This is a genomic window from Hyphomicrobium sp. 802 (assembly GCF_000526135.1).
In the GTDB taxonomy this organism is placed as follows: domain Bacteria; phylum Pseudomonadota; class Alphaproteobacteria; order Rhizobiales; family Hyphomicrobiaceae; genus Hyphomicrobium_B.
In genome coordinates, this window is record NZ_JAFM01000001.1 from 3,990,271 (window position 1) to 4,009,736 (window position 19,466).

Here is a 19,466-nt window from a genome sequence, read left to right on the forward strand (position 1 = left end):
CGTGCGGTCCGAGGCATTACCCCTGCTTAGGTCGAGCCTAAGCTTTGCTAAAGGAATCCCTAGTTTCGGTTCATCTCTCGCGGCCACAAAATTCATCTCCGCCGCCGCTTCCAGGAAACTTCGTCAAGGCACACCACATGCGCGACCCTCGCTATGACATTCTGTTCGAGCCCGTAAAGATCGGCCCGGTAACGACTAAGAACCGCTTCTACCAGGTGCCGCATTGTAACGGCATGGGCTATCGCGATCCGACGGCGCTGGCGACGATGCGCGCTATCAAAGCTGAAGGCGGTTGGGGCGTCGTCTGCACTGAGCAGGTTGAGATCCATCCGACCGGCGACATCGCGCCCTTCATCGAATTGCGCAACTGGGATGATCAGGACGTTCCCATGCTCTCGCGTATTGCCGACGCGATCCATAGTGGCGACGCCCTTGCCGGACTTCAGCTCGCGCACAACGGCATGAATTCGCCCAACCAGTATTCGCGCGAAATTCCGTTCGGGCCGGTCGATCTGCCGGTCTTCAGTATTTACAATGACCCCGTGCAGGCGCGCGCGATGGATGCAACCGACATCCGCAATCTGCGTCGCTGGCATCGCGAGGCGGCAGTGCGAGGAAAGCGCGCCGGCTACGACATCATTTATATCTATGCAGGAAAACTGTTCGGCGGCGCGATGTTCTTTCTGTCGCGGCGCTACAATACGCGAACGGACGAATACGGCGGCAGCTTGGAAAACCGCGCGCGCCTGCTGAAGGAACTGATCGAAGACACCAAGGAAGCGGTGGGTGATCGTTGCGCTGTCGCATGCCGCATCTCAGTCGACGAATTGATCGGCGAAGAAGGCCTGCATGCCGCCGAAGCGCGCGATATCATTTCGCATCTCGCCGAAATTCCCGATCTTTGGGATCTTACGCTGTCGAGCTGGGACAATGACAGCCAGACATCGCGCTTTTCGGAAGAAGGATATCAGGAACCCTTCGTAACGGGCATCAAGGCGCTGACCACCAAGCCGGTCGTCGGCGTCGGGCGCTTTACATCGCCCGATACGATGGTGCGGATGGTCAAATCCGGCGTCCTCGATTTGATCGGCGCCGCGCGTCCTTCGATAGCCGATCCGTTCCTGCCCAAAAAGATCAACGAAGGCAGGCACGACGACATCCGCGAATGCATCGGTTGCAACATGTGCGTCTCAGGCGATCACAACATGACGCCGATCCGTTGCACGCAGAATCCGTCCATGGGCGAAGAATGGCGCCGGAATTGGCATCCGGAATATATTCGGCCGTCGCAGTCTGCCAATAAAGTCCTGGTCGTGGGCTCGGGACCGGCTGGACTCGAAGCCTCGATGATGCTCGGCCGGCGCGGATATTCGGTTGCGCTTGCGGAGCGCAATAGGACACTCGGCGGACGCGTCGCGCGTGAGCGTCGCCTGCCCGGACTTTCCGCATGGGGCCGCGTTGCCGATTATCGCATCGCCCAGTTGGAAAAACTCAACACCGTCGAGATCTTCCGCGAGAGCGATCTCACGGCCGACGATATTCTCTCATTCGGATTCGAGAACGTCGTGATCGCGACGGGGTCGCACTGGCGTTCGGACGGCATCGGGCGCCATCTGCTCCGTCCGGTTCCAGTCACCGGCGACGTCGAGATCCTGACGCCAGATGTCCTGATGAACGGCACGCGTCCGCGGGGCAAAAACGTCGTGATCTATGACGACGATCACTACTATATGGGCGGCGTGCTTGCGGAGCTGCTAGTCAAGGAAGGCTGCAGCGTCACTCTCGTTACTCCCGCCGCACTTGTGTCCATCTGGATGCAGCTGACGATGGAGCAGCACCGCGTTCAGGCACGGCTGATGGAACTCGGCGTGAAAATCGTGCCGCAGCATGTCGTGACGGCCATCTCCGAGAAAGGTGCGGAGACGATCTGTCTCTTCACCAATCGACCGACGGTCATCCCGGCGGAAAGCATCGTGATGGTCACGGCACGGCTGCCTGATCACAAGTTGGCAACCGAGCTTGAGGCGCGCCGCAGTGAATGGTCGGCCGCCGGTCTCATGAGCGTCAGCACTGTCGGCGACGCCCTGGCGCCCGGGACGATTGCCGCTGCGGTTTTCGGTGGCCGGCGCTATGCGGAAGAACTGGATGCTCCCGTCAACGAAACAGGCCTTCCGTTCCGCCGCGAAGTCGCCAGCCTCTCGATGGGGCCGCTACCGTGGCAGAACGCATCGGAGCCCGAGGCAGTTCGGGTCGACGATCGGGTTTAAAGTCACCGATATTCTGGTTCATCGCCAACGATAAAAATTGCGAAGACTGCAATAGAACAGGGCACTGCGATGCGCGATCCTCGCTACGATATTTTGTTCGAGCCGATAAAGATCGGTCCTGTGGTCGCGAAGAACCGCTTCTATCAGGTTCCTCACTGCAACGGCGGAGGATATCGAGATCCTTCGGCGGCGGCCGAGATGCGCCGAACCAAATCGGAGGGCGGCTGGGGCGTCATTTTCACCGAACAAACCGAGCTGCATCACACTTCGGAAATCACGCCCTTCATTGAACTGAGGTTGTGGGACGACGCGGATATTCCGGTCCTCGCCAAGATGGCAGACGCGATGCACGCTCACGGCGCATTGGCGGGCATTCAGCTCGCCTATTCCGGCGTGAATGGCCCCAATCTCTATACCAAGGAAGTTCCGCGCGCGCCGTCCGCGTTGCCGATCCGTACGTTTACGAACGATCCCGTCCAGGCGCGCGCCATGGACAAACAGGATATTCGCGACTTGCGGCGCTGGCATCGCAACGCGTTCCTTCGCGCCAAGCGAGCGGGCTTTGATCTTGTCTGTCTTTATGGCGCGCATGGCTTCGGCATCATCCAGCATTTCCTCTCAACCGCTACCAATCAGCGTAACGACGAATATGGCGGATCGCTGGAGAACAGGTCGCGTCTGATGCGAGAGCTCATCGAGGAAGGGCGGGACGCTATCGGGGACACCTGCGGCCTGACACTCAGGCTCTCGCTCGATGAAATGATTGGCGAGCTTGGATTTGCCAATTCTGAAGTGCGCGATCTGATTGCAATGCACGCCGATCTGCCCGATCTCTGGGATCTCGCCCACGGCGCTTGGGAAGATTGCTCCGGTCCTTCCCGCTTCAAGGATGAGGCGGCGCAGGAGAGCCTCGTTATGGGAATCAGGGCGCTGACGACAAAGCCGGTTGTTGGTGTCGGCCGCTTCACGTCACCAGATACCATGGTGCGGATGATTAAGTCCGGAACGCTCGATTTGATCGGGTGCGCCAGGCCCTCAATCGCCGATCCATTCTTGCCCAAGAAGATCGAGGAAGGGCGTATCGAAGATATTCGCGAATGCATCGGGTGCAACATCTGCATCACGGGCGACATGACGATGTCGATCTCACGCTGCACTCAGAATCCGACATTCATGGAGGAGTGGCGCAAGGGTTGGCATCCGGAACGCATGCAGGCGAAGGGTGAAAGCGAGAGCGTTCTGATCGTCGGTTCCGGACCAGCCGGACTCGAAGCGGCGCGTGCGCTCGGCTTGCGGGGCTATCAGGTGGCGTTGGCGGAGGCCGGAAAAGAGCTTGGCGGTCGCGTCGCAAAGGAGTGCAAGCTGCCGGGTTTGTCCGCGTGGGGACGAGTTCGTGATTATCGGCAATATCAGATCAGCCAGATGAGCAACGTCGAGATCTATTTCGACAGCCGCTTGACGGCCGATGATATTCTCTCGTTCGGCTATCAGAATATCGCCGTTGCCACGGGTTCGACGTGGCGATGTGATGGGGTCGGTCGAGCGCACGTTGTACCGATGCCGATCGATCCGGGCATGGCGATCTTCACGCCCGATGATCTGATGGCAGAACGGATGCCGTCAGGGCACGTCGTGCTCTTTGACGACGACCACTACTATATGGGCGGCGTACTTGCCGAACTTCTGGTGTCGCGTGGAGCGCTCGTGACGCTTGTTACGCCGTCAGCCTATGTCTCAGATTGGACACGCAATACCCTGGAGCAGGCGGCGATCCACCGCCGGCTCGCCGGACTCGGTGTCCGCATCGTGCTCAACCAAACTGTGACGCGTATTGCAGCAGACGGCGTCGTCACGGCTTGCTCCTACACGGGCGAAGAAGACAGCATCGAGGCTGACGCCGTCGTTCTTGTCACGTCACGCATTCAGAACGACGGTCTGTGGCAGGAGCTGAAAGCGCGTCAAGCTGAGTGGGAAGACGCTGGTATCCGATCAATAAAAGTCATCGGCGACGCGGAAGCACCCGGGCCGATCGCGTGGGCAACCTATGCCGGGCATCGCTTCGCTCGCGAGCTAGACGAAGCCGACATCGGGGACACTCTCCCGTTCCGGCGCGAAGTCACTGCACTCGCAAGCTGAGCTGAGACGCAAACCGCCACGGCGTTTGTTGTCGCCGCGGCGGATCGGACATTCAATCCATCGACGACGATCAATGGTTCTCGTCGATCTCGTCGTGCAGCAAGCTCAGCAACTGCCGCTTGAGAGCGATGAATTCCGGTTCAAGGATCAGATTGGTCGTGCGAGGCCGCGGGATATTTACCTTCACCTGAGCCTTGATGCGACCCGGCCGGGCCGTCATCACCAGCACGCGGTCGCCAAGAAGAAGCGCTTCTTCGATGTCGTGCGTCACGAACAGCACTGTCTTGTGATGGCGCTCCCAAACGCGCAGAAGCAGCTTCTGCATCGTCGTTCGCGTCTGGCTATCCAGAGCGCCGAACGGTTCGTCCATCAAAAGAACGGCGGGATCGTTCGCCAACGCGCGCGCAATCGCAACGCGTTGCTTCATGCCTCCGGACAGCTGCGACGGGTAATGGTTCGCAAACGCCGTTAGGCCGACCTCTTCAAGGTATTGGTCGACGATCTTGCGGCGCTCGGGCGCCGCCATTCCTCTTCGCTTTGGGCCGTACTCGATATTGGCCCGCACGGTTAGCCAGGGAAAAAGTGTATATCCCTGAAAGACCATGCCGCGCTCACGACCGGGCTCGAACACCTCATGCCCGTTGACGAGAATGCGTCCAGACGTGGCGTCGTGAAGGCCGGCCGCCAGATAAAGCAGGCTCGACTTTCCGCATCCTGACGGGCCCACAATGACGCAGAATTCGTTATCGGGCACGGTGAAGGATACATTGTCGATCGCCAGAACTCCAGCGCTGCCGCCATAGCGCAGTGAGACGTTCTCGACGGCGATTTGATCGCTCGTGGACATCGCCACGGCCTGCTGGTCAACGGCTTGCATCATCTTGTCCGCGACGGAGGCTTCCCTGTCCAAATCGGGTTGATCGATTACCATTCGCTGCGCGTTGCTCGTCATACTGCCCACGGCGCGGCCCTCCGGCGTAAAATTCTGAATGCCGTGTCGGTTATCAGTCCGAGCACGCCGATCGCGGCGATGGCCATGAAAATGATGTCGACCTGGAAGCCGCGCATCGCCTTGAGACTGATGTAGCCGAGACCGCTCGATGCTGCGACGAGTTCAGCGACGACCAGATAGGTCCAAGCCCAACCCATCGTCACGCGCAATGTGTCGAGAATTGACGGCAGAGCCGCCGGAAAGATGACGTGCCAGACAACCTCGCGCCGACGCGTGCCGAGCGTATAGGATGCATTGACGAGGTCCTGAGGGACGTTACGCGCGCAATCGGAAATCATCACAAGCTGCTGGAAGAAAGTGCCGAAGAAAATCACGGTAATGCGCTGCTCGATGCCAATGCCGATCCACAGGATGAACAGTGGAACGAAAGAGGTTACAGGCAAATAGCGGATGAAATTGACCAGCGGCTCCAGGCCGGATTGAACGAGCTTGTAGGTGCCCATCCACAAGCCGAGCGGAACTGCGATCAGCGACGAGATGATGAAGCCCAGGATGACGACCTCGGCACTCGCCATCGTGTTTTCCAGAAGGCTGCCGTCAGCAGCCTTCTCGATCGTTCTGGTGACGACGGCGCTCGGTGTGGGCAAGAAGGTGCTCGCCACCAGACCGCCGTAGGACAGAATGGCCCAGGCGCCGAGAACGAGCAGCCAAACCAACGCTGCGGCTGCGAGACCCGTGCTCTGCGGTATGTTGCCGAAAGGTGTGGTCAAGCGCATCCAAGCGGATTTTCGTTGTGGCATGCGAGTGCTCGTCTCGATCAGGTAGGCCGGTAAGGAAGGTTCGATTATTTCACATCAATGAAGCGCGCATCGACGAGCGTCGAAGCATCCTGCTTCATTTTCAGTTTGCCGGTCGAACCCAAGAAATCGTTGGCGAACCCGATCAGCTTGGAAAGCCCAGAGGAACCATCGGCGGGACCCATGTAGGCAATGTTGCGCTCACGATCGTAGTAGAGCACGCCCTTCGCCGACTGGGCGAAGTCTTCCGGCTTCTCAAGATAGCCACCAACGCCTTTGGCCATGATCGCGTATGCCTCAGTCGGATGCTGCTTGAGATATTCGATGGCCTTGTAGTAGGCGCGAACGAAGCCTTCGACCTCTTTGGGGTTCTTCTCGATCACGTCACAACGCAGCGCGACGACGTCGACGATGGAGCCAGGCGTGGTGGACGAGTCGATCAGGACTTTGCCCTTTTTCTGCTCGCGTACGAACGACAGGTGCGGTTCCCAGGTGACGGCTGCGGGAATGCGGCCAGCGATGAATGCCGCTGCGGCGTCATCTGCCGTCAAGTTTGTAATCTTGACGTCGCTTTCGGTCATACCCTCCTTTTTGAGGAGAATATTGAACCAGAATTCCGAAATTGATCCCTCATTAAGCCCGACTTCTTTTCCTTTGAGATCCTTGAGAGACTTCACGTCATCCTGCGTGAGGACGCCATCTCCGCCGTGGCTCTCGTCGAGGGCCAGGACATACTTGAAGCAGAGGTCTTTGGAGCGGTATTTTATAAGCTCGTCGACCGTTGAGGCCGCGCCATCGAGATCGCCGCGTGCCGTAGCTGCCATATAGAGCGAGGCCTCCTCGATGATCTTGAGGTCGACGTCCACGCCCTCTTCTTTGAAATAGCCGAGGTCGCGCGCCAGAAAGAGCGGGCCGTAGCCGACCCAGGTCGTCATGCCGAGACGGAGCTGTCCGGCATTCGCCGCCAACGGATTGGAAATGCCGATCGACAACGCAATCGCGGCAGTGAAAAGCGTCTTTTGCAGCATTCTTGCAATCATGTCGGGTCTTTCTGGATTGGTCGGCGCCATCGCCCAGGACGGGCGAAGCCGATGTTGCTGGTTCGAAGTTCCGTTCTTGAGCTTCCGCGAAAACCCCGGTTTCGTGAGCGCGATCGGTATTCGTCGCCGGAGCCAAATGACAACTCGGTGATAAAATCACCCTGGTGGCTCGGGACGAATTACTCATTTCATCTGCCCTGCTTCGACAAAGCCGAAGCAACACCCAGATCTCGCTGTTGCGGAGTTTGGAAAGTCCGAAGCGCCGGCCGACGGTTATTTTGGCTATTTGCGCGACCAACGTTCAAAATTTGGAGCCGCCATGCCGGGAATGTAGGCATCGGAGACGTGGGCACGACAATGTGCCTCAAAGGCCGAGATCAGCCTCGATTTTCGCAATTGTGATAGTGTTGCGATGCCGATCGTCATCGGCCGATGGTCACCCACCAGCCGCAACCGAACGACGCGTCGGCCGTCGAGCGCAAAGTCTGACCGTGGCCGCACATTGGCGAGCGTGTAACCGTAGCGATTTGCAACCATGGTGCGGACGACATCGGGGTGCGGTGACCGCATTGCGATGGAGGGCTCCAGCCCCTCTTTCAAGAAGAGGGCAAGGAAGTACTCGCGGCTAAGCGGCAGGTCGAGCAAAACGAGCGGCTCTTTCGCTAAGTCCTGCAGGCTCACCGCGGGCTGGCTTGCCAACGGGTGCGTCTCGGCAACCACGACGTGGACCGGCAAGCTCGCCAAAGGCACGAATTCGATATCGTCGGCGAGTTGCAGATCGTAGGTGACCGCGACATCGATCTCGCCACGGCGCAGACTGTCGAGCAACTGCTCCTGATTGTTCTCGACCAAACGGATTTGCGCCGCCGGGAAAGCCGAAACAAAGGAATGAGCAAGTTCGGGCATGACCATCGGCGTGATGGTAACGAAGCTCCCGACCGTCAGCTGTCCTCGCACCTGATCGATAGCTTCGCTCGCTGCGGTATAGAGAGCGTTCGCCTGTTCGATGATGCGCTTTGCCTCAAGCAGCAAAATGCTGCCCGCCGGTGTCAGAGACAGGCCCTGCGCATGCTGCCGAATGAACAACTGCACGCCGAGTTCCTGTTCCAGACTGGAAATTGCGGTCGATATCGACGGCTGGGAAATGTTTACGCGCTCGGATGCGAGGGTAATGCTCCCGGTCTCGGCGGTGGCGATGAAATATTCGAGCTGTCTGAATGTGAAGCGCATAATTCTGGATATATCATGCACTAACGACAGGGAAAGCTCACCAAAGTCGCAAGGCAAACTCTGGGGGTGGCGTCTACGCCAAACCGGCTCGATACGTTTCGCGCTGCGCTAAGCGAAGGACGCCCTAAGACTTTCGGCCCCACGAACGAACGCATTTATGTTAATAATGAAGCCGCCGACCATCGGCGGCGCATCGGGCTCACGGATGAGGTTTAACCCCGCGCCTCTGGGCTGCAGAAAATTCGATAGAGCGCCTGAACGAGGAGCGCGTTTTTTTTCCGTCGGACGATAGAAGATCTGCTTCGCCTCGCAACGCGTCTCGACAACGCCCGCCTCGGATCGACATTATACATTTTTGCATAATGTATAGCGTCGCCCGATCAAGGCTCCCTTTGGAAAATGATTTTGCTAGGCAAAGTTCGCGGTCAAACAGCCGCGCATCCGCTCCGAGACAGGGAAGATGCGGTTAGCGGTTCCGTTCCCGCGTATACCGATCCGACACCAAGTACGAGCGGTTCCGAGCGATCGAACGTCTCAACAACACTTTCAAGCTCTTTAAGCTGACCGCGCGCAACCTTCTGATTTTGACGACTGAGCGAAGACGCCACACCAACGGGTGTATCCTCTGACATCCCGAGCGCGATGAGGCGCTTGGAGATTTCTGCGGCGAGAGGCGCGCCCATATAGAAGATCGTCGTCGCCGAAGGATCGGCGATCGCCTGCCAATCGAGATCTTCCGGCAGACCGCCGTTTTTCGAGTGCCCCGTCACGAAGCGTACTGATTTTGCGTGATTGCGATGCGTCAGCGAAATTCCGAATGCGGAAGCCATCGCCGATGCCGCTGTTATGCCGGGTACAATCCGTGCCTCCAGACCTTCTGCTGCAAGATACGATACTTCCTCTCCTGCCCTTCCGAAGATCGCGGGATCTCCGGCTTTCAGGCGAACGACATGACTGCCCGCGCTGGCGTATTCGACCATCAGCCGATTGATGTCGTCTTGGCGGCAGCTCGGCCGTCCGCCTCTTTTGCCAACGCAAATCAACTCGGCGTGTCGCGGCGCCAATTCGAGTATGGCGTCAGACACAAGCGCATCGAATAGAATGACGTCCGCTGCTTCTATGGCTCGCAACGCCTTGATCGTCAGAAGCTCGGGATCACCAGGCCCCGCGCCGACCAGCGTAACGCAACCGCGCGACTTGTCGCCTTTTGTTGCCGAGCCGATCTTCGCTGCTGACCCCTTCAGCATTGAGGCAACCGGCGCGACGGCTGCCTTTAAAGCCAAACCGAACATTCTGAGCAATGACAACCGTCCCGGACTTGCCTCCGGTTGCAAAAACGTCGTCGCATCTGATTGCATGAAGAAGTCCTCAGCTATCGCCGATCCGAATTTCAGGCTTCAAAAATTGATCAGTCCACCGAAGCTGACGAGGTCGAGGCCTTCGAGGTCGGATAGACTGGACACACCCGACACATCCGCATCGTAGTGCTGATATTTGACGTAGACCGTCATCGCTGCTGCGTCGATCTCCTGGGCTATGCCACCGCCGTAACGCTGGAACGAGCTCCCCGTGGCGCCAAGCGCCAGCGCAGCCGGTCCAAGCTGGTCATCGTATTCGGCATAATCGCCATAGACGATCGTCGCACCCAGCGGCGTCCAGTTCCGGCGAATACCCGACTTGATGTACCAGTGATGGCTGTCGGGTGCGGTCGCGCCGTTCACAAGCTTTGCGTCGTTGTTGTCCTCACGGCCGTACGCGCCGTGGAAGAACAGACCCGTCGGCATATGCTCGATGTAGCCGCCGGCCTGGAAGTATTGACTGTCCTTCGAGGTCAAGACTGCCGTGCCGCTGATGCGCTCATCAGAGTTCTCAGAATAGCCGACGCCAAGGTTGACCTTGAAGTCGTTCCACTTGCCGGCATAGCGCGCTGCAAGTTCCCAGTCGTCGTCTTCGCCCCAACTCGCCGAGACAGAGAAGCCGCCGAACACAGGTGAATCATAGCGCACCGCGTTCATCACGATGCCATCGCAATCGCCGCCGATCGGCGCATCCTGCGAATAACAATAAGACAGCTGCCCCCACGTCATGTTGCCTGGTGCATAGCCGCCGCCCTTCTGGCGCAGCTTGAACTGCGGAAAGCCGTCGAAGAACGTGTAGTTGTCGATGACCTGCGTGCCGGATTTGTCCGTGAACATCGCCGCGCTTTTTGAAGCGTTCGCCTGACGGCCGACGCTCAAGCTGCCCAACTGGTCGCTCTTCAAATACCAGAACGACATCTGGACATTGAGGCCTTGGTTGAAGTCCGCCGAGGTCTGGTTCATGGCGTCGCCGGTCGAGGCGTTGCGGCCAAACGGATTATCCGCAAGGTTCTGGATGCGAATCAGGTAGCCGGCGGTCCATCCAGGCAGGATCTGCGCCTTGCCGTTGAAGATCACATGCGTGGCCTGCGTCGGGCCGAGGCCGTGCAGGTAGACGTTGCTTTCAGCACCATCGTCCCACCAGGTCATCTCTTGAGCCACATAGCCTGAGATCGTCAGCGAGACCTTGCGGTTGCCTTTGCGCGCCGTCGTCGCTTCAAGCTCGGCAACGCGTTCTTCCAAATCCGCGCAGCAATCACCGCCAAGGTCGGCTGCCCGAGACGGGGTAGAGAAACTCAGCAACGCACCAAACGCCAGCATCACAGAAAGATATTTGCTTGCTCGCTTCAAAGATTCACTCCGCTGCCTGAAGGTTCTGCGCTTCGATAATGGTTTTGATTTCGGCACGGCATGAGCCGCAATTTGTTCCGGCCTGCAGCGTTTCTCCGATCTCTGCAACGGTGCGGCAGCCGCGCCGCGCGGCGGCTGCGATGTCATTGGCGCCGACGCCGAAACACGAGCAGACCGTTGCGCCCTTGTCGGCACCGCCAGCGCCCGGACGACCGGCGATGATCTTGAATCGGGCAGCGCGCTGATGTGCTGTCGCGAGTTGCGCAACGGCCCAATCGCGGGACACGGCCACCGGCTCCGGTGCGAGAAAAACAGCGCCCAACAGCGTTTCATCGCGATAGCAAGCGAAGCGGTAGCGTGCACTTTGGCAGTCGTGAAAGGCGATCGTATCGGCGTCCGACGACGAACCGAAAAGCGCGTTGGCGAACGCGGCCCAATCTTCGCGTCCCGACGCAAAGCCAAGCTCGATGCGCCAGCCGCCGTCACACTTGGCAAGTGCCCAGTATTCCGCATTGATTTGCTCGGGCTTGCGGGCAAGAACCGCAAAGCCGTATGTTTCGGCGACGAAGCGCTCGATACGGACAGCAACGTTCTTCGCAGCCGGCTGACCCGAGATCGGGTCAACGATAGAAGGCACGAGCGTATCGACCCGTGCCTTCGAAGCGAACTGATCCGTCCAATGCATCGGAACGAATATCGAGCCCCGTTGCTGGCGCGCCGAAATCAACGCGCGCACCAGGACAGCCGCAGAGCCCGTCGAAACGCGAACGAGATCGGCATCTGCAATACCGTGACGCTTTGCGTCATCTGGATGGATCTCGGCGAACGGCTCACCGTAGTGCTGCGACAGGCGTTGACTTTTGCCGGTGCGCGTCAGCGTGTGCCAATGATCTCGGATGCGACCGGTATTGAGGGTCAGCGGAAAAGCTGAACGTTCGCGCCGCACGCTCTCGAGTTTCGTCGCGACAAAGCGTGCTTTACGATCGGGCGTGAAAAAGTTTCCGTCCGCAAAGAAACGGATGCGGGAACTCTCGCCTCTCCGGCGAGGCCACTGACACGGTTCGAGTGCGTCGAAATCATCCCCGGAAATATCGCTGAATGCGCCGATATCGAAATCGCGGGTGCCTTCATTCTCGAATGCAGAAAGCGCCGCATGCTCAGCGAAAATCTCTGACGGCGATTGGAACGCGAAGGCGCCCCCGAATCCCATGCGCTTTGCGACTTCGCACATGATCCACCAGTCGGGTTGTGCTTCGCCGGGTAGCGGCAGGAAACTGCGCTGTCGCGAGATGCGTCTCTCGGAATTGGTGACGGTGCCGCTTTTCTCTCCCCATGCCGCGGCTGGAAGCGTGACATGAGCATGGCGCACCGTGTCTGTCTTCGCGATGACGTCCGAGACAACAACGAACGGGCAGTTGCGCAGGGCGTCTTCAACGTCGCCTGCATCCGGCATCGAGACGACGGGATTCGTCGCCATGATCCAGATCGCCTTGATGCGTCCATCGGCGACGGCGCGGAACATATCGACGGCTTTGAGGCCGGCCCTTGCCGCGATCACCGGAGATTGCCAGAAGCGTTGGACGCGGTCGCAGTCGCCTACCCTGTCGAATTCCATATGAGCGGCGAGCGTGTTTGCCAGACCGCCAACTTCGCGACCGCCCATGGCGTTCGGCTGGCCTGTAACGGAAAACGGCCCGATGCCTGGCTTACCAATGCGGCCCGTCGCGAGGTGGCAATTGATGATGGCGTTGACCTTGTCGGTGCCGCAGGACGACTGATTGACACCCTGGCTGAAGATGGTGACCACTTTTTCCGTGCGCGCGAAGATGTCGAAGAAGTCCTTAAGCCGTGCGTTCGACAGCCCGGTTCGCTCAACGATGGTCAGCGCATCGACAGATTGCGCAGTGTTGAGGGTGCCTTCGAACTCCGATGTGTGTGCGGAAACGAAGGCGTCGTCGATTGCGCCCACATCAGCCAGATGATTGAGCAGGCCGACGAACAGCGCGACGTCGCCGTCGGGCTTGATCGGCAAATGCATCTCGGCGAGATCGGCTGTCATCGTTCGACGCGGATCGATCAGCACGATCTTCATGCTCGGCCGCTTCTCTTTCGCTGCGACGATGCGCTGATAGAGAACCGGATGACACCACGCGAGGTTCGAGCCGACGAGCACGATGAGGTCCGCGCATTCGAGATCCTCGTAGCAGCCCGGCACGGTATCGGTGCCGAATGCGCGCTTGTGCCCGGCGACCGACGAGGCCATGCACAGCCGAGAATTCGTGTCGATATTCGCCGAGCCGATGAAGCCCTTCATCAGTTTGTTGGCGACGTAATAGTCTTCGGTGAGAAGCTGGCCGGAGACATAAAACGCGACCGAGTCCGGACCGTGCTTGGCGATCGTCTTGGAAAAACCAGAAGCGACGAGTTCGAGCGCCGCGTTCCAGCTCACGCGCCGACCGCCCACTTCGGGATATAGCAGGCGGTCATCGAGAGCGACGGTTTCGCCAAGCGCCGAACCCTTCGAGCACAGCCTGCCGAAGTTCGCCGGATGATCCGGATCGCCGCTCACCGCGACCGTGCCGTCGACCGACGCTTCCGCAAGCACACCGCAGCCGACGCCGCAGTACGGACACGTCGTCTTTGTTGGCTGAGGCATGGCCATCGATATTTGCCTCACGCCGCGCGATGCGCTTTGGCTTCGGAAGCCAAGGCAATAAAGAGTTGGTCGCCTTCGACCTTGACCGGTATCGTCCGCACGCTGCCTTCATCGGCGCCGAGCGCTTTGCCGGTTTCGAGCGAGATGACCCAGTTGTGCAGCGGGCATGTTACGGCGGCACCGTGGACGATGCCCTGACTCAGCGGTCCGCCCTTGTGCGGACAATGATCTTCGATAGCAAAGATGCGATCTTCTGCCGTGCGGAAGACCGCGACCTTGCCTTGCGGTGTCTCGACACAGCGTGCGCCGCGCCGCGGAACATCGGTGATGCTGCCGATCAATGCCCAGCTCATGTCCATCACTCCGCCGCGTCTGCCATGCCGATGGTTGCCATCGGTTTGAACTCATGCTTGTGCAGGCCGGAAACGCGTTCCGACCACGGGTCGACCTGTGCAAATTTCTGCGAATAGACGAAGCGGTCGTAATAGCCGCGGCGCTTCTCGGTATCATCGAGAACCTGGCGACGAATCTCGTCGATGGTGACACGCTTTGCCCATTTGTAGATGCGTTCGAGATAGCGCGCCTGCTCACGGTACATCTGCACGAGCGCAACAATGACTTCGAGGGCTTCGTCCTCGGTTTTGACAAGACCCAGAACTTCCGTGCCCTTGATGTCGAGACCGGCCGCACCTGCAAAATGAACCTCGTAGCCGGAGTCGACGCAGATCACGCCGACGTCCTTGCAGGTTGCTTCGGCGCAATTGCGTGGACAGCCCGAAACGGCCATCTTGACCTTCGCGGGCGTCCACGAGCCCCACATGAATTTCTCGATGCGGATGCCGAAGCCGGTCGAATCCTGCGTACCAAAGCGGCACCAGTCCGTGCCGACGCACGTCTTCACAGTGCGCAGACCTTTCGCGTAGGCGTGCCCCGAGACGAAGCCCGCTTTGCCGAGATCGGCCCAGACAGCGGGCAGGTCCTCTTTCTTCACGCCCAGCATGTCAATGCGCTGGCCGCCGGTTACCTTCACGGTCGGGATATTGAACTTGTCCACGACGTCAGCGATGGCGCGCAGCTCATTCGCACTCGTCACGCCGCCCCACATGCGCGGCACGACCGAATAGGTGCCGTTCTTCTGAATGTTCGCGTGCACGCGCTCGTTGATGAAACGCGATTGATAGTCGTCGGCGTATTCGCCGGGCCAGTCGCAGACGAGATAGTAATTCAACGCCGGCCGGCACTTGGCGCAGCCACACGACGTCGTCCACTCTAGCTCCTGCATGACGGCGTAAATGTTCTTCAGACTTTTCGCTTTGATCAATCGGCGGACATCGTCATGGCCGAGGGTTGTGCATCCACACATCGGTTGCACGGCGGTCGGGTTGTAGGCATCCCCGAGCGTCAGAGACATAAGCTGCTCAACGAGGCCCGTGCACGAGCCGCACGAAGCAGAAGCTTTGGTGTGAGCGCGGACGTCATCGAGCGACGTCAGGCCCTTCTCCTGAATGGCACCGACGATCTTGCCTTTGCACACGCCGTTGCAGCCGCAGATTTCTGCGTCATCGGGCAAGGCTGCAACGGCCGCCATAGGGTCGAGGGGCGTTCCTCCCTGATAGGCCTGGCCGAAGATCAAGGTGTCGCGCATGTCGGAGATATCGACCTGCTTTTTCTTCAGGTCGTTGAACCACGCGCCATCGGCGGTTTCGCCATAAAGGACGGTACCAATGATGCGGTTGTCCTTCAGGATGATGCGCTTGTAAACACCAGCCGAAGCATCGCGCAGGACGATCTCGTGCCGGTCTTCACCGTCAGCGAAGTCACCGAGCGAGAAAAGCTCGATACCGGTGACCTTGAGCTTCGTCGGCGTGTCGTTGTGGACGAACGCCGCCATGCTTTTTTCATCTGCGAGGTGGGCCGCTGCCACGCGCGCCATTTCGTAAAGCGGTGCGACGAGGCCGTAGACGTGCCCACCGACTTCAGCGCATTCGCCGACGGCATAAATATCAGGATCGGATGTCTGCATGCCGGCGTTGACGAGAATGCCGCGATTGGTGGCGAGACCGGCTTCTTTTGCGAGCCCGGCATTCGGCTTGATACCGGCCGCCATGACGACGAGCGTCGCCGGAATGATACGACCATCGGCAAGCTCGACACCTTCGACACGTCTGTCGCCGAGAATGGCTTTCGTGTTGGCCTTGCAGATGACCTTGATGCCGCGGTCTTCAATCGCGCGCTGCAAGAGATAACCTGCCGCTGGATCGAGTTGGCGCTCCATCAGCGTCGGCATTAAATGCAGGACAGTGACGTCCATGCCCTGTGCTTCAAGACCTGCCGCAGCTTCCAATCCCAAGAGGCCGCCGCCGATGACGACCGCCTTGGCCCGAGACTGCGCCGCAAGCAGCATGGCGTTGACGTCATCCAGATCGCGGTAACTCAAGACGCCGGGCAGATTATTGCCCGTCACCGGCAGAATGAACGGCACCGATCCTGTCGCGATGACGAGCTTGTCATAAGACTCGACGACGCCGTGATCGGACGTGACGGTTTTGGCGTTGCGATCGATAGCGACGATCTTGTGGCCCTTGTAGAGCGCGATGCCGTTCTTGATGTACCAGCCGTCGCCGTGGATGATGATCTGCTCATAGCTCTTCTCGCCGGAAAGAACGGGCGAGAGCATGATGCGATCGTAATTGACGCGCGGCTCGGCGTTAAAAATCGTGACGGCGTAGCGGCCCGGTGATGTCTCGAACAGATGCTCAAGCATCCGCCCAGGCGCCATGCCATTGCCGATTATGACGAGTTTTTCCGTCATGGCTGTTGTTCCCGCTCTCATGCCTGGCCAGCGATTTGGGCCAGGGCGCTGTCGGTGTTGGTTGCAGATTTCGGGGAGGCGCCTTCGCGCTCCATGCGTCGGATCGAAACGTGCATCCAGACGAACAGGGCGACGACGATGACGAACAGCAGCATGAAGCAGCTCGTCCAAAGCCCCGTCACCTGATTTAGAAAACCAAAGGCGATCGGGAGAACGAAACCGCCCAGCCCGCCGATCATGCCGACAAGGCCGCCAACTGATCCGACGTTGTCGGGATAGTACGTCGCGACATGCTTATAGACGGCGGCCTTGCCGATGCTCATGAAGAACCCGAGCACCATCGCGATCCCGACGAATATCAAGGGACTGATCTCGAAGTGCGCGGAGATCGGCCCGTGTGTGCCGTGCATGACGTAGTCGGTCGGCGGCAACGACAGAGCTAACGTCGCGATGGCGGAGACGCCGAAGCACCAGTACATAACGGCGCGGGCGCCGATGCGATCCGACAGGACGCCGCCGTAAGCGCGGAAGATGCTTGCTGGAATCGAATAGGAGGCGGCGATCATGCCAGCGGTTTCGATGTCGAAACCATAGACGCCGATCAGGTAACGCGGCAGCCAGAGTGCGAGGGCGACGAAAGCGCCGAACGTGAAGAAGTAGTAGAAGGAAAACCGCCAAACGCGGATATCCTTCAGCGGCGCGAGTTCCATTGCGTACGCCTTTGGCGCTTCGCCTGTGCGGCGGCGCTCGGCGGTGACCGGGTCGTCGGTCGTCGTAAACCAGAAGACGATGGCCATCACCGCCAGTACAGCCGCCCAGATCAGCGCGACGGCATGCCAGCCCCAGGCGACAAGTGCGAACGGGGCAAGAAATTTGGTGACGGCCGCGCCGACGTTGCCGGCGCCGAAGATACCGAGTGCGGTGCCTTGCTGTCCGGATTGATAGAAGCGCGAGACGTAGGCGATACCGACCGCAAATGAGCCGCCCGCCAGACCAACGCCAAGCGCCGCGACAAGCATTTGCGTATAGGTGTGCGCGAAAACGAGAAGCGCCGTCGCAATGCTTGCGGCGATCATGTTGAGCGTGAACACGACCCGTCCGCCGTAGCGGTCGGTCCAGATGCCGAGGAAGATGCGGGCGAGCGAGCCCGTCAGAATGGGCGTTCCCGCCAGCAGGCCGAACTCGGTTTCATTCAATCCGAGCTGCGCCTTGATGCGAATGCCGATGATCGCGAAGATCGTCCAGACTGCGAAGCAGGCCGTGAAAGCGATCGTCGAAATCCAAAGGGCGCGCCCTTCGGCCGTGGACAGCGATAATCCCGAACTTTCCTGTGTGCGCATCGATTGCTCCCGGTCGTGGCGCCAAAAACAAAAAAGCTGCCGGCCAAGCGCTCGCACCCTCGGTAAAGAGGGTAGGAAGGCTTGAACGGCAGCTTTGCCTATTGAGCGCCCGTCATTGGACGCGGATGAAACCCTAAGCGCGGAAATCACGCTGCTTAGGCGAGCTGAAATTACAAACCTTCAACTCGAGTCCCTGCCAGGATTGCGGCAGTAGCGAACACTTCGCAAGTCCAAACATTCAGCAATTTCACGACCCGTCGGCGCAAATTTGTGCAGCGCACGTTTGACGCAGGTCGGGGATCGTCACCGCTTCTGGCTTGCGATGTAGGCGTCTAGCTTATCGGGATCGAACAAGCCGCCGTCGAAGAACCCGTCCGGCCCGAGCACCAGGCTCGCGCCGGATGAACCAACCGGAGTGGGCGCCGTCAGCGCTCCTTCGACCTTCGCGTTCGCCACCGGGAGCGCAATGCCAGACGGCTTCAGCGCGGCACGGTAAAGGTCTGGCCGATACGTTTCGCGCGCACTCTTTGCGTGCTCCGCGCTGTGCTGCACTTGCCCCCAACGAACCATCTGCGAATAGAACCAGAGCGCATGACTCTTCCAAGGGAACGTCGCTGCTTTGGCAAACGGTACAAAAAAATCCGAGACAGCGACGGTGCGTTCTCCGCCGACAGGCAACTGGCCTTGCAACGCAGGAAGCATCCATTCGATAGGCTGAGCGACGTATGTCTTCTCGGCCAAAATGCGCGCCAGATCGTTATGATTGCGCGTGTCCGCGCACCATTGGGCGGCATTACGCAGCGCGCGCAACAAGGCGGACAGCGCTTCAGGATTCTCTTGCGCCCAGTGCGCGCCGGCGGCGAGAACTTTCTCGGGGCTCGACCGCCAAATGGCGGCCTTCACGGTCGCTATATGGCCTTGCCCCAGGAGAGCCGCGGCAGAATTCCACGGCTCGCCGACGCAATAGCCGTCAATCGTGCCGCTCGCGAGAGCGTCCACCATCAACGGCGGGGGCACGATGACAATCTCGATATCGCGCGATGGGTCAATGCCGCAGGCGGCCAGCCAATAGCGAAGCTCGTAGTTATGCCCTGAGTGTGGATGGACGACCGCGAACCGCAACGGCGTCTTGTTTTGGGCCGTGCGCGTGCGAACGACTTCCTTTAGAGCCTTGCCGTTCGTCGCAGGATCGAAGTCAGCCTTTGCGCCGTTAGCTGCCATCGCGTCCCACAGGGCATTCGACACGGTAACCGCGTTGCCGCCCAGACCGAGCGCCATCGGAACGATGGTTGGAACCGCCAGCGGTGTCAGGCCAAGATTGCAGGCAATTGGCATCGGCGCCAACATGTGGGCGACCTGGAAATGCCCTACCGCCAGCCGATCGCGAATATTGGCCCACGACATCTCGCGCACGAGCGTCAGGTCGATCTCCTCGGCCTCGGCAAAACCCACTTCCTTTGCGGTTAGGAGAACCGCGCTGTCGAGGAGCGGCATGAACCCGGCAGTGATCTGATAAAGGCTCGCCATC

The 19,466-nt window shown here is 59.5% G+C and carries 13 protein-coding genes and 1 pseudogene; 2 read left to right on the plus strand and 12 right to left on the minus strand.

All coding sequences use genetic code 11. The annotated features are described in order from the left end of the window. The first annotated feature begins 137 nt into the window (after nt 1-137). A complete protein-coding gene (locus HYP802_RS0120290; RefSeq protein ID WP_013949563.1) occupies nt 138-2,267 on the plus strand; it encodes an FAD-dependent oxidoreductase in 2,130 nt (709 codons plus the stop codon). A gap of 69 nt (nt 2,268-2,336) precedes the next feature. Continuing rightward, on the plus strand, nt 2,337-4,403 hold the full coding sequence (locus tag HYP802_RS0120295; protein ID WP_013949564.1) for an NAD(P)-binding protein: 2,067 nt from the start codon (nt 2,337-2,339) through the stop codon (nt 4,401-4,403). Between the two features lie 70 nt (nt 4,404-4,473). On the opposite strand, the gene HYP802_RS0120300 is transcribed toward HYP802_RS0120295, so the two are convergent. The 12 genes and pseudogenes from HYP802_RS0120300 to HYP802_RS0120350 form a co-directional block, all read right to left on the minus strand. After that, the gene (locus tag HYP802_RS0120300; RefSeq protein ID WP_085941696.1) at nt 4,474-5,334 is read right to left on the minus strand and encodes an ABC transporter ATP-binding protein; all 861 of its coding nucleotides are present in this window, start codon (nt 5,332-5,334) and stop codon (nt 4,474-4,476) included. A 17-nt stretch (nt 5,335-5,351) separates the two neighbouring features. Further along, nucleotides 5,352-6,155, minus strand: coding sequence for an ABC transporter permease (locus tag HYP802_RS0120305; RefSeq protein WP_013949566.1), 804 nt, complete (start codon nt 6,153-6,155; stop codon nt 5,352-5,354). A gap of 44 nt (nt 6,156-6,199) precedes the next feature. Continuing rightward, the gene (locus HYP802_RS0120310) at nt 6,200-7,192 is read right to left on the minus strand and encodes an ABC transporter substrate-binding protein (RefSeq protein ID WP_024276424.1); all 993 of its coding nucleotides are present in this window, start codon (nt 7,190-7,192) and stop codon (nt 6,200-6,202) included. 282 nt (nt 7,193-7,474) lie between these two features. After that, nucleotides 7,475-8,422: a LysR family transcriptional regulator gene (locus tag HYP802_RS0120315; RefSeq protein WP_013949568.1), complete on the minus strand. Its 948-nt coding sequence runs from the start codon at nt 8,420-8,422 to the stop codon at nt 7,475-7,477. Between the two features lie 212 nt (nt 8,423-8,634). After that, nucleotides 8,635-8,758, minus strand: a pseudogene (locus HYP802_RS24060) (transcriptional regulator); the annotation flags it as partial. A gap of 89 nt (nt 8,759-8,847) precedes the next feature. Further along, complete coding sequence (cobA, locus tag HYP802_RS0120320) at nt 8,848-9,780, minus strand: uroporphyrinogen-III C-methyltransferase (RefSeq protein WP_013949569.1); 933 nt, start codon at nt 9,778-9,780, stop codon at nt 8,848-8,850. 39 nt (nt 9,781-9,819) lie between these two features. Then, nucleotides 9,820-11,130 carry a porin gene (locus HYP802_RS0120325; protein WP_024276426.1) on the minus strand — a complete coding sequence of 437 codons (1,311 nt, stop codon included), beginning with the start codon at nt 11,128-11,130 and terminating at the stop codon, nt 9,820-9,822. A 4-nt stretch (nt 11,131-11,134) separates the two neighbouring features. Continuing rightward, nucleotides 11,135-13,792, minus strand: coding sequence for a nitrate reductase (locus HYP802_RS0120330; RefSeq protein WP_024276427.1), 2,658 nt, complete (start codon nt 13,790-13,792; stop codon nt 11,135-11,137). Between the two features lie 11 nt (nt 13,793-13,803). After that, the gene (gene nirD / locus HYP802_RS0120335; protein ID WP_013949572.1) at nt 13,804-14,145 is read right to left on the minus strand and encodes a nitrite reductase small subunit NirD; all 342 of its coding nucleotides are present in this window, start codon (nt 14,143-14,145) and stop codon (nt 13,804-13,806) included. Continuing rightward, the gene (nirB, locus tag HYP802_RS0120340; RefSeq protein ID WP_024276428.1) at nt 14,145-16,598 is read right to left on the minus strand and encodes a nitrite reductase large subunit NirB; all 2,454 of its coding nucleotides are present in this window, start codon (nt 16,596-16,598) and stop codon (nt 14,145-14,147) included. Before nirB ends, nirD begins: the two co-directional genes overlap by 1 nt. Before the next feature lie 17 nt (nt 16,599-16,615). Beyond that, entirely contained in the window at nt 16,616-17,938 is a 1,323-nt protein-coding gene (locus HYP802_RS0120345; RefSeq protein WP_024276429.1) for a nitrate/nitrite transporter, read from the minus strand. Between the two features lie 303 nt (nt 17,939-18,241). After that, nucleotides 18,242-19,465, minus strand: coding sequence for a CmpA/NrtA family ABC transporter substrate-binding protein (locus tag HYP802_RS0120350; protein WP_024276430.1), 1,224 nt, complete (start codon nt 19,463-19,465; stop codon nt 18,242-18,244). Nucleotide 19,466: the final 1 nt, after the last annotated feature.

What these genes read in the sequence shown, in the direction of transcription:
- nirB (WP_024276428.1), bottom strand. Translation starts at nt 16,598, where the DNA reads ATGACGGAAAAACTCGTCATAATCGGCAATGGCATGGCGCCTGGGCGG.
- HYP802_RS0120345 (WP_024276429.1), bottom strand. Translation starts at nt 17,938, where the DNA reads ATGCGCACACAGGAAAGTTCGGGATTATCGCTGTCCACGGCCGAAGGG.
- HYP802_RS0120330 (WP_024276427.1), bottom strand. Translation starts at nt 13,792, where the DNA reads ATGGCCATGCCTCAGCCAACAAAGACGACGTGTCCGTACTGCGGCGTC.
- cobA (WP_013949569.1), bottom strand. Translation starts at nt 9,780, where the DNA reads ATGCAATCAGATGCGACGACGTTTTTGCAACCGGAGGCAAGTCCGGGA.
- HYP802_RS0120310 (WP_024276424.1), bottom strand. Translation starts at nt 7,192, where the DNA reads ATGATTGCAAGAATGCTGCAAAAGACGCTTTTCACTGCCGCGATTGCG.
- HYP802_RS0120350 (WP_024276430.1), bottom strand. Translation starts at nt 19,465, where the DNA reads ATGGCGAGCCTTTATCAGATCACTGCCGGGTTCATGCCGCTCCTCGAC.
- nirD (WP_013949572.1), bottom strand. Translation starts at nt 14,145, where the DNA reads ATGGACATGAGCTGGGCATTGATCGGCAGCATCACCGATGTTCCGCGG.
- HYP802_RS0120295 (WP_013949564.1), top strand. Translation starts at nt 2,337, where the DNA reads ATGCGCGATCCTCGCTACGATATTTTGTTCGAGCCGATAAAGATCGGT.
- HYP802_RS0120305 (WP_013949566.1), bottom strand. Translation starts at nt 6,155, where the DNA reads ATGCCACAACGAAAATCCGCTTGGATGCGCTTGACCACACCTTTCGGC.
- HYP802_RS0120290 (WP_013949563.1), top strand. Translation starts at nt 138, where the DNA reads ATGCGCGACCCTCGCTATGACATTCTGTTCGAGCCCGTAAAGATCGGC.
- HYP802_RS0120300 (WP_085941696.1), bottom strand. Translation starts at nt 5,334, where the DNA reads ATGGTAATCGATCAACCCGATTTGGACAGGGAAGCCTCCGTCGCGGAC.
- HYP802_RS0120315 (WP_013949568.1), bottom strand. Translation starts at nt 8,422, where the DNA reads ATGCGCTTCACATTCAGACAGCTCGAATATTTCATCGCCACCGCCGAG.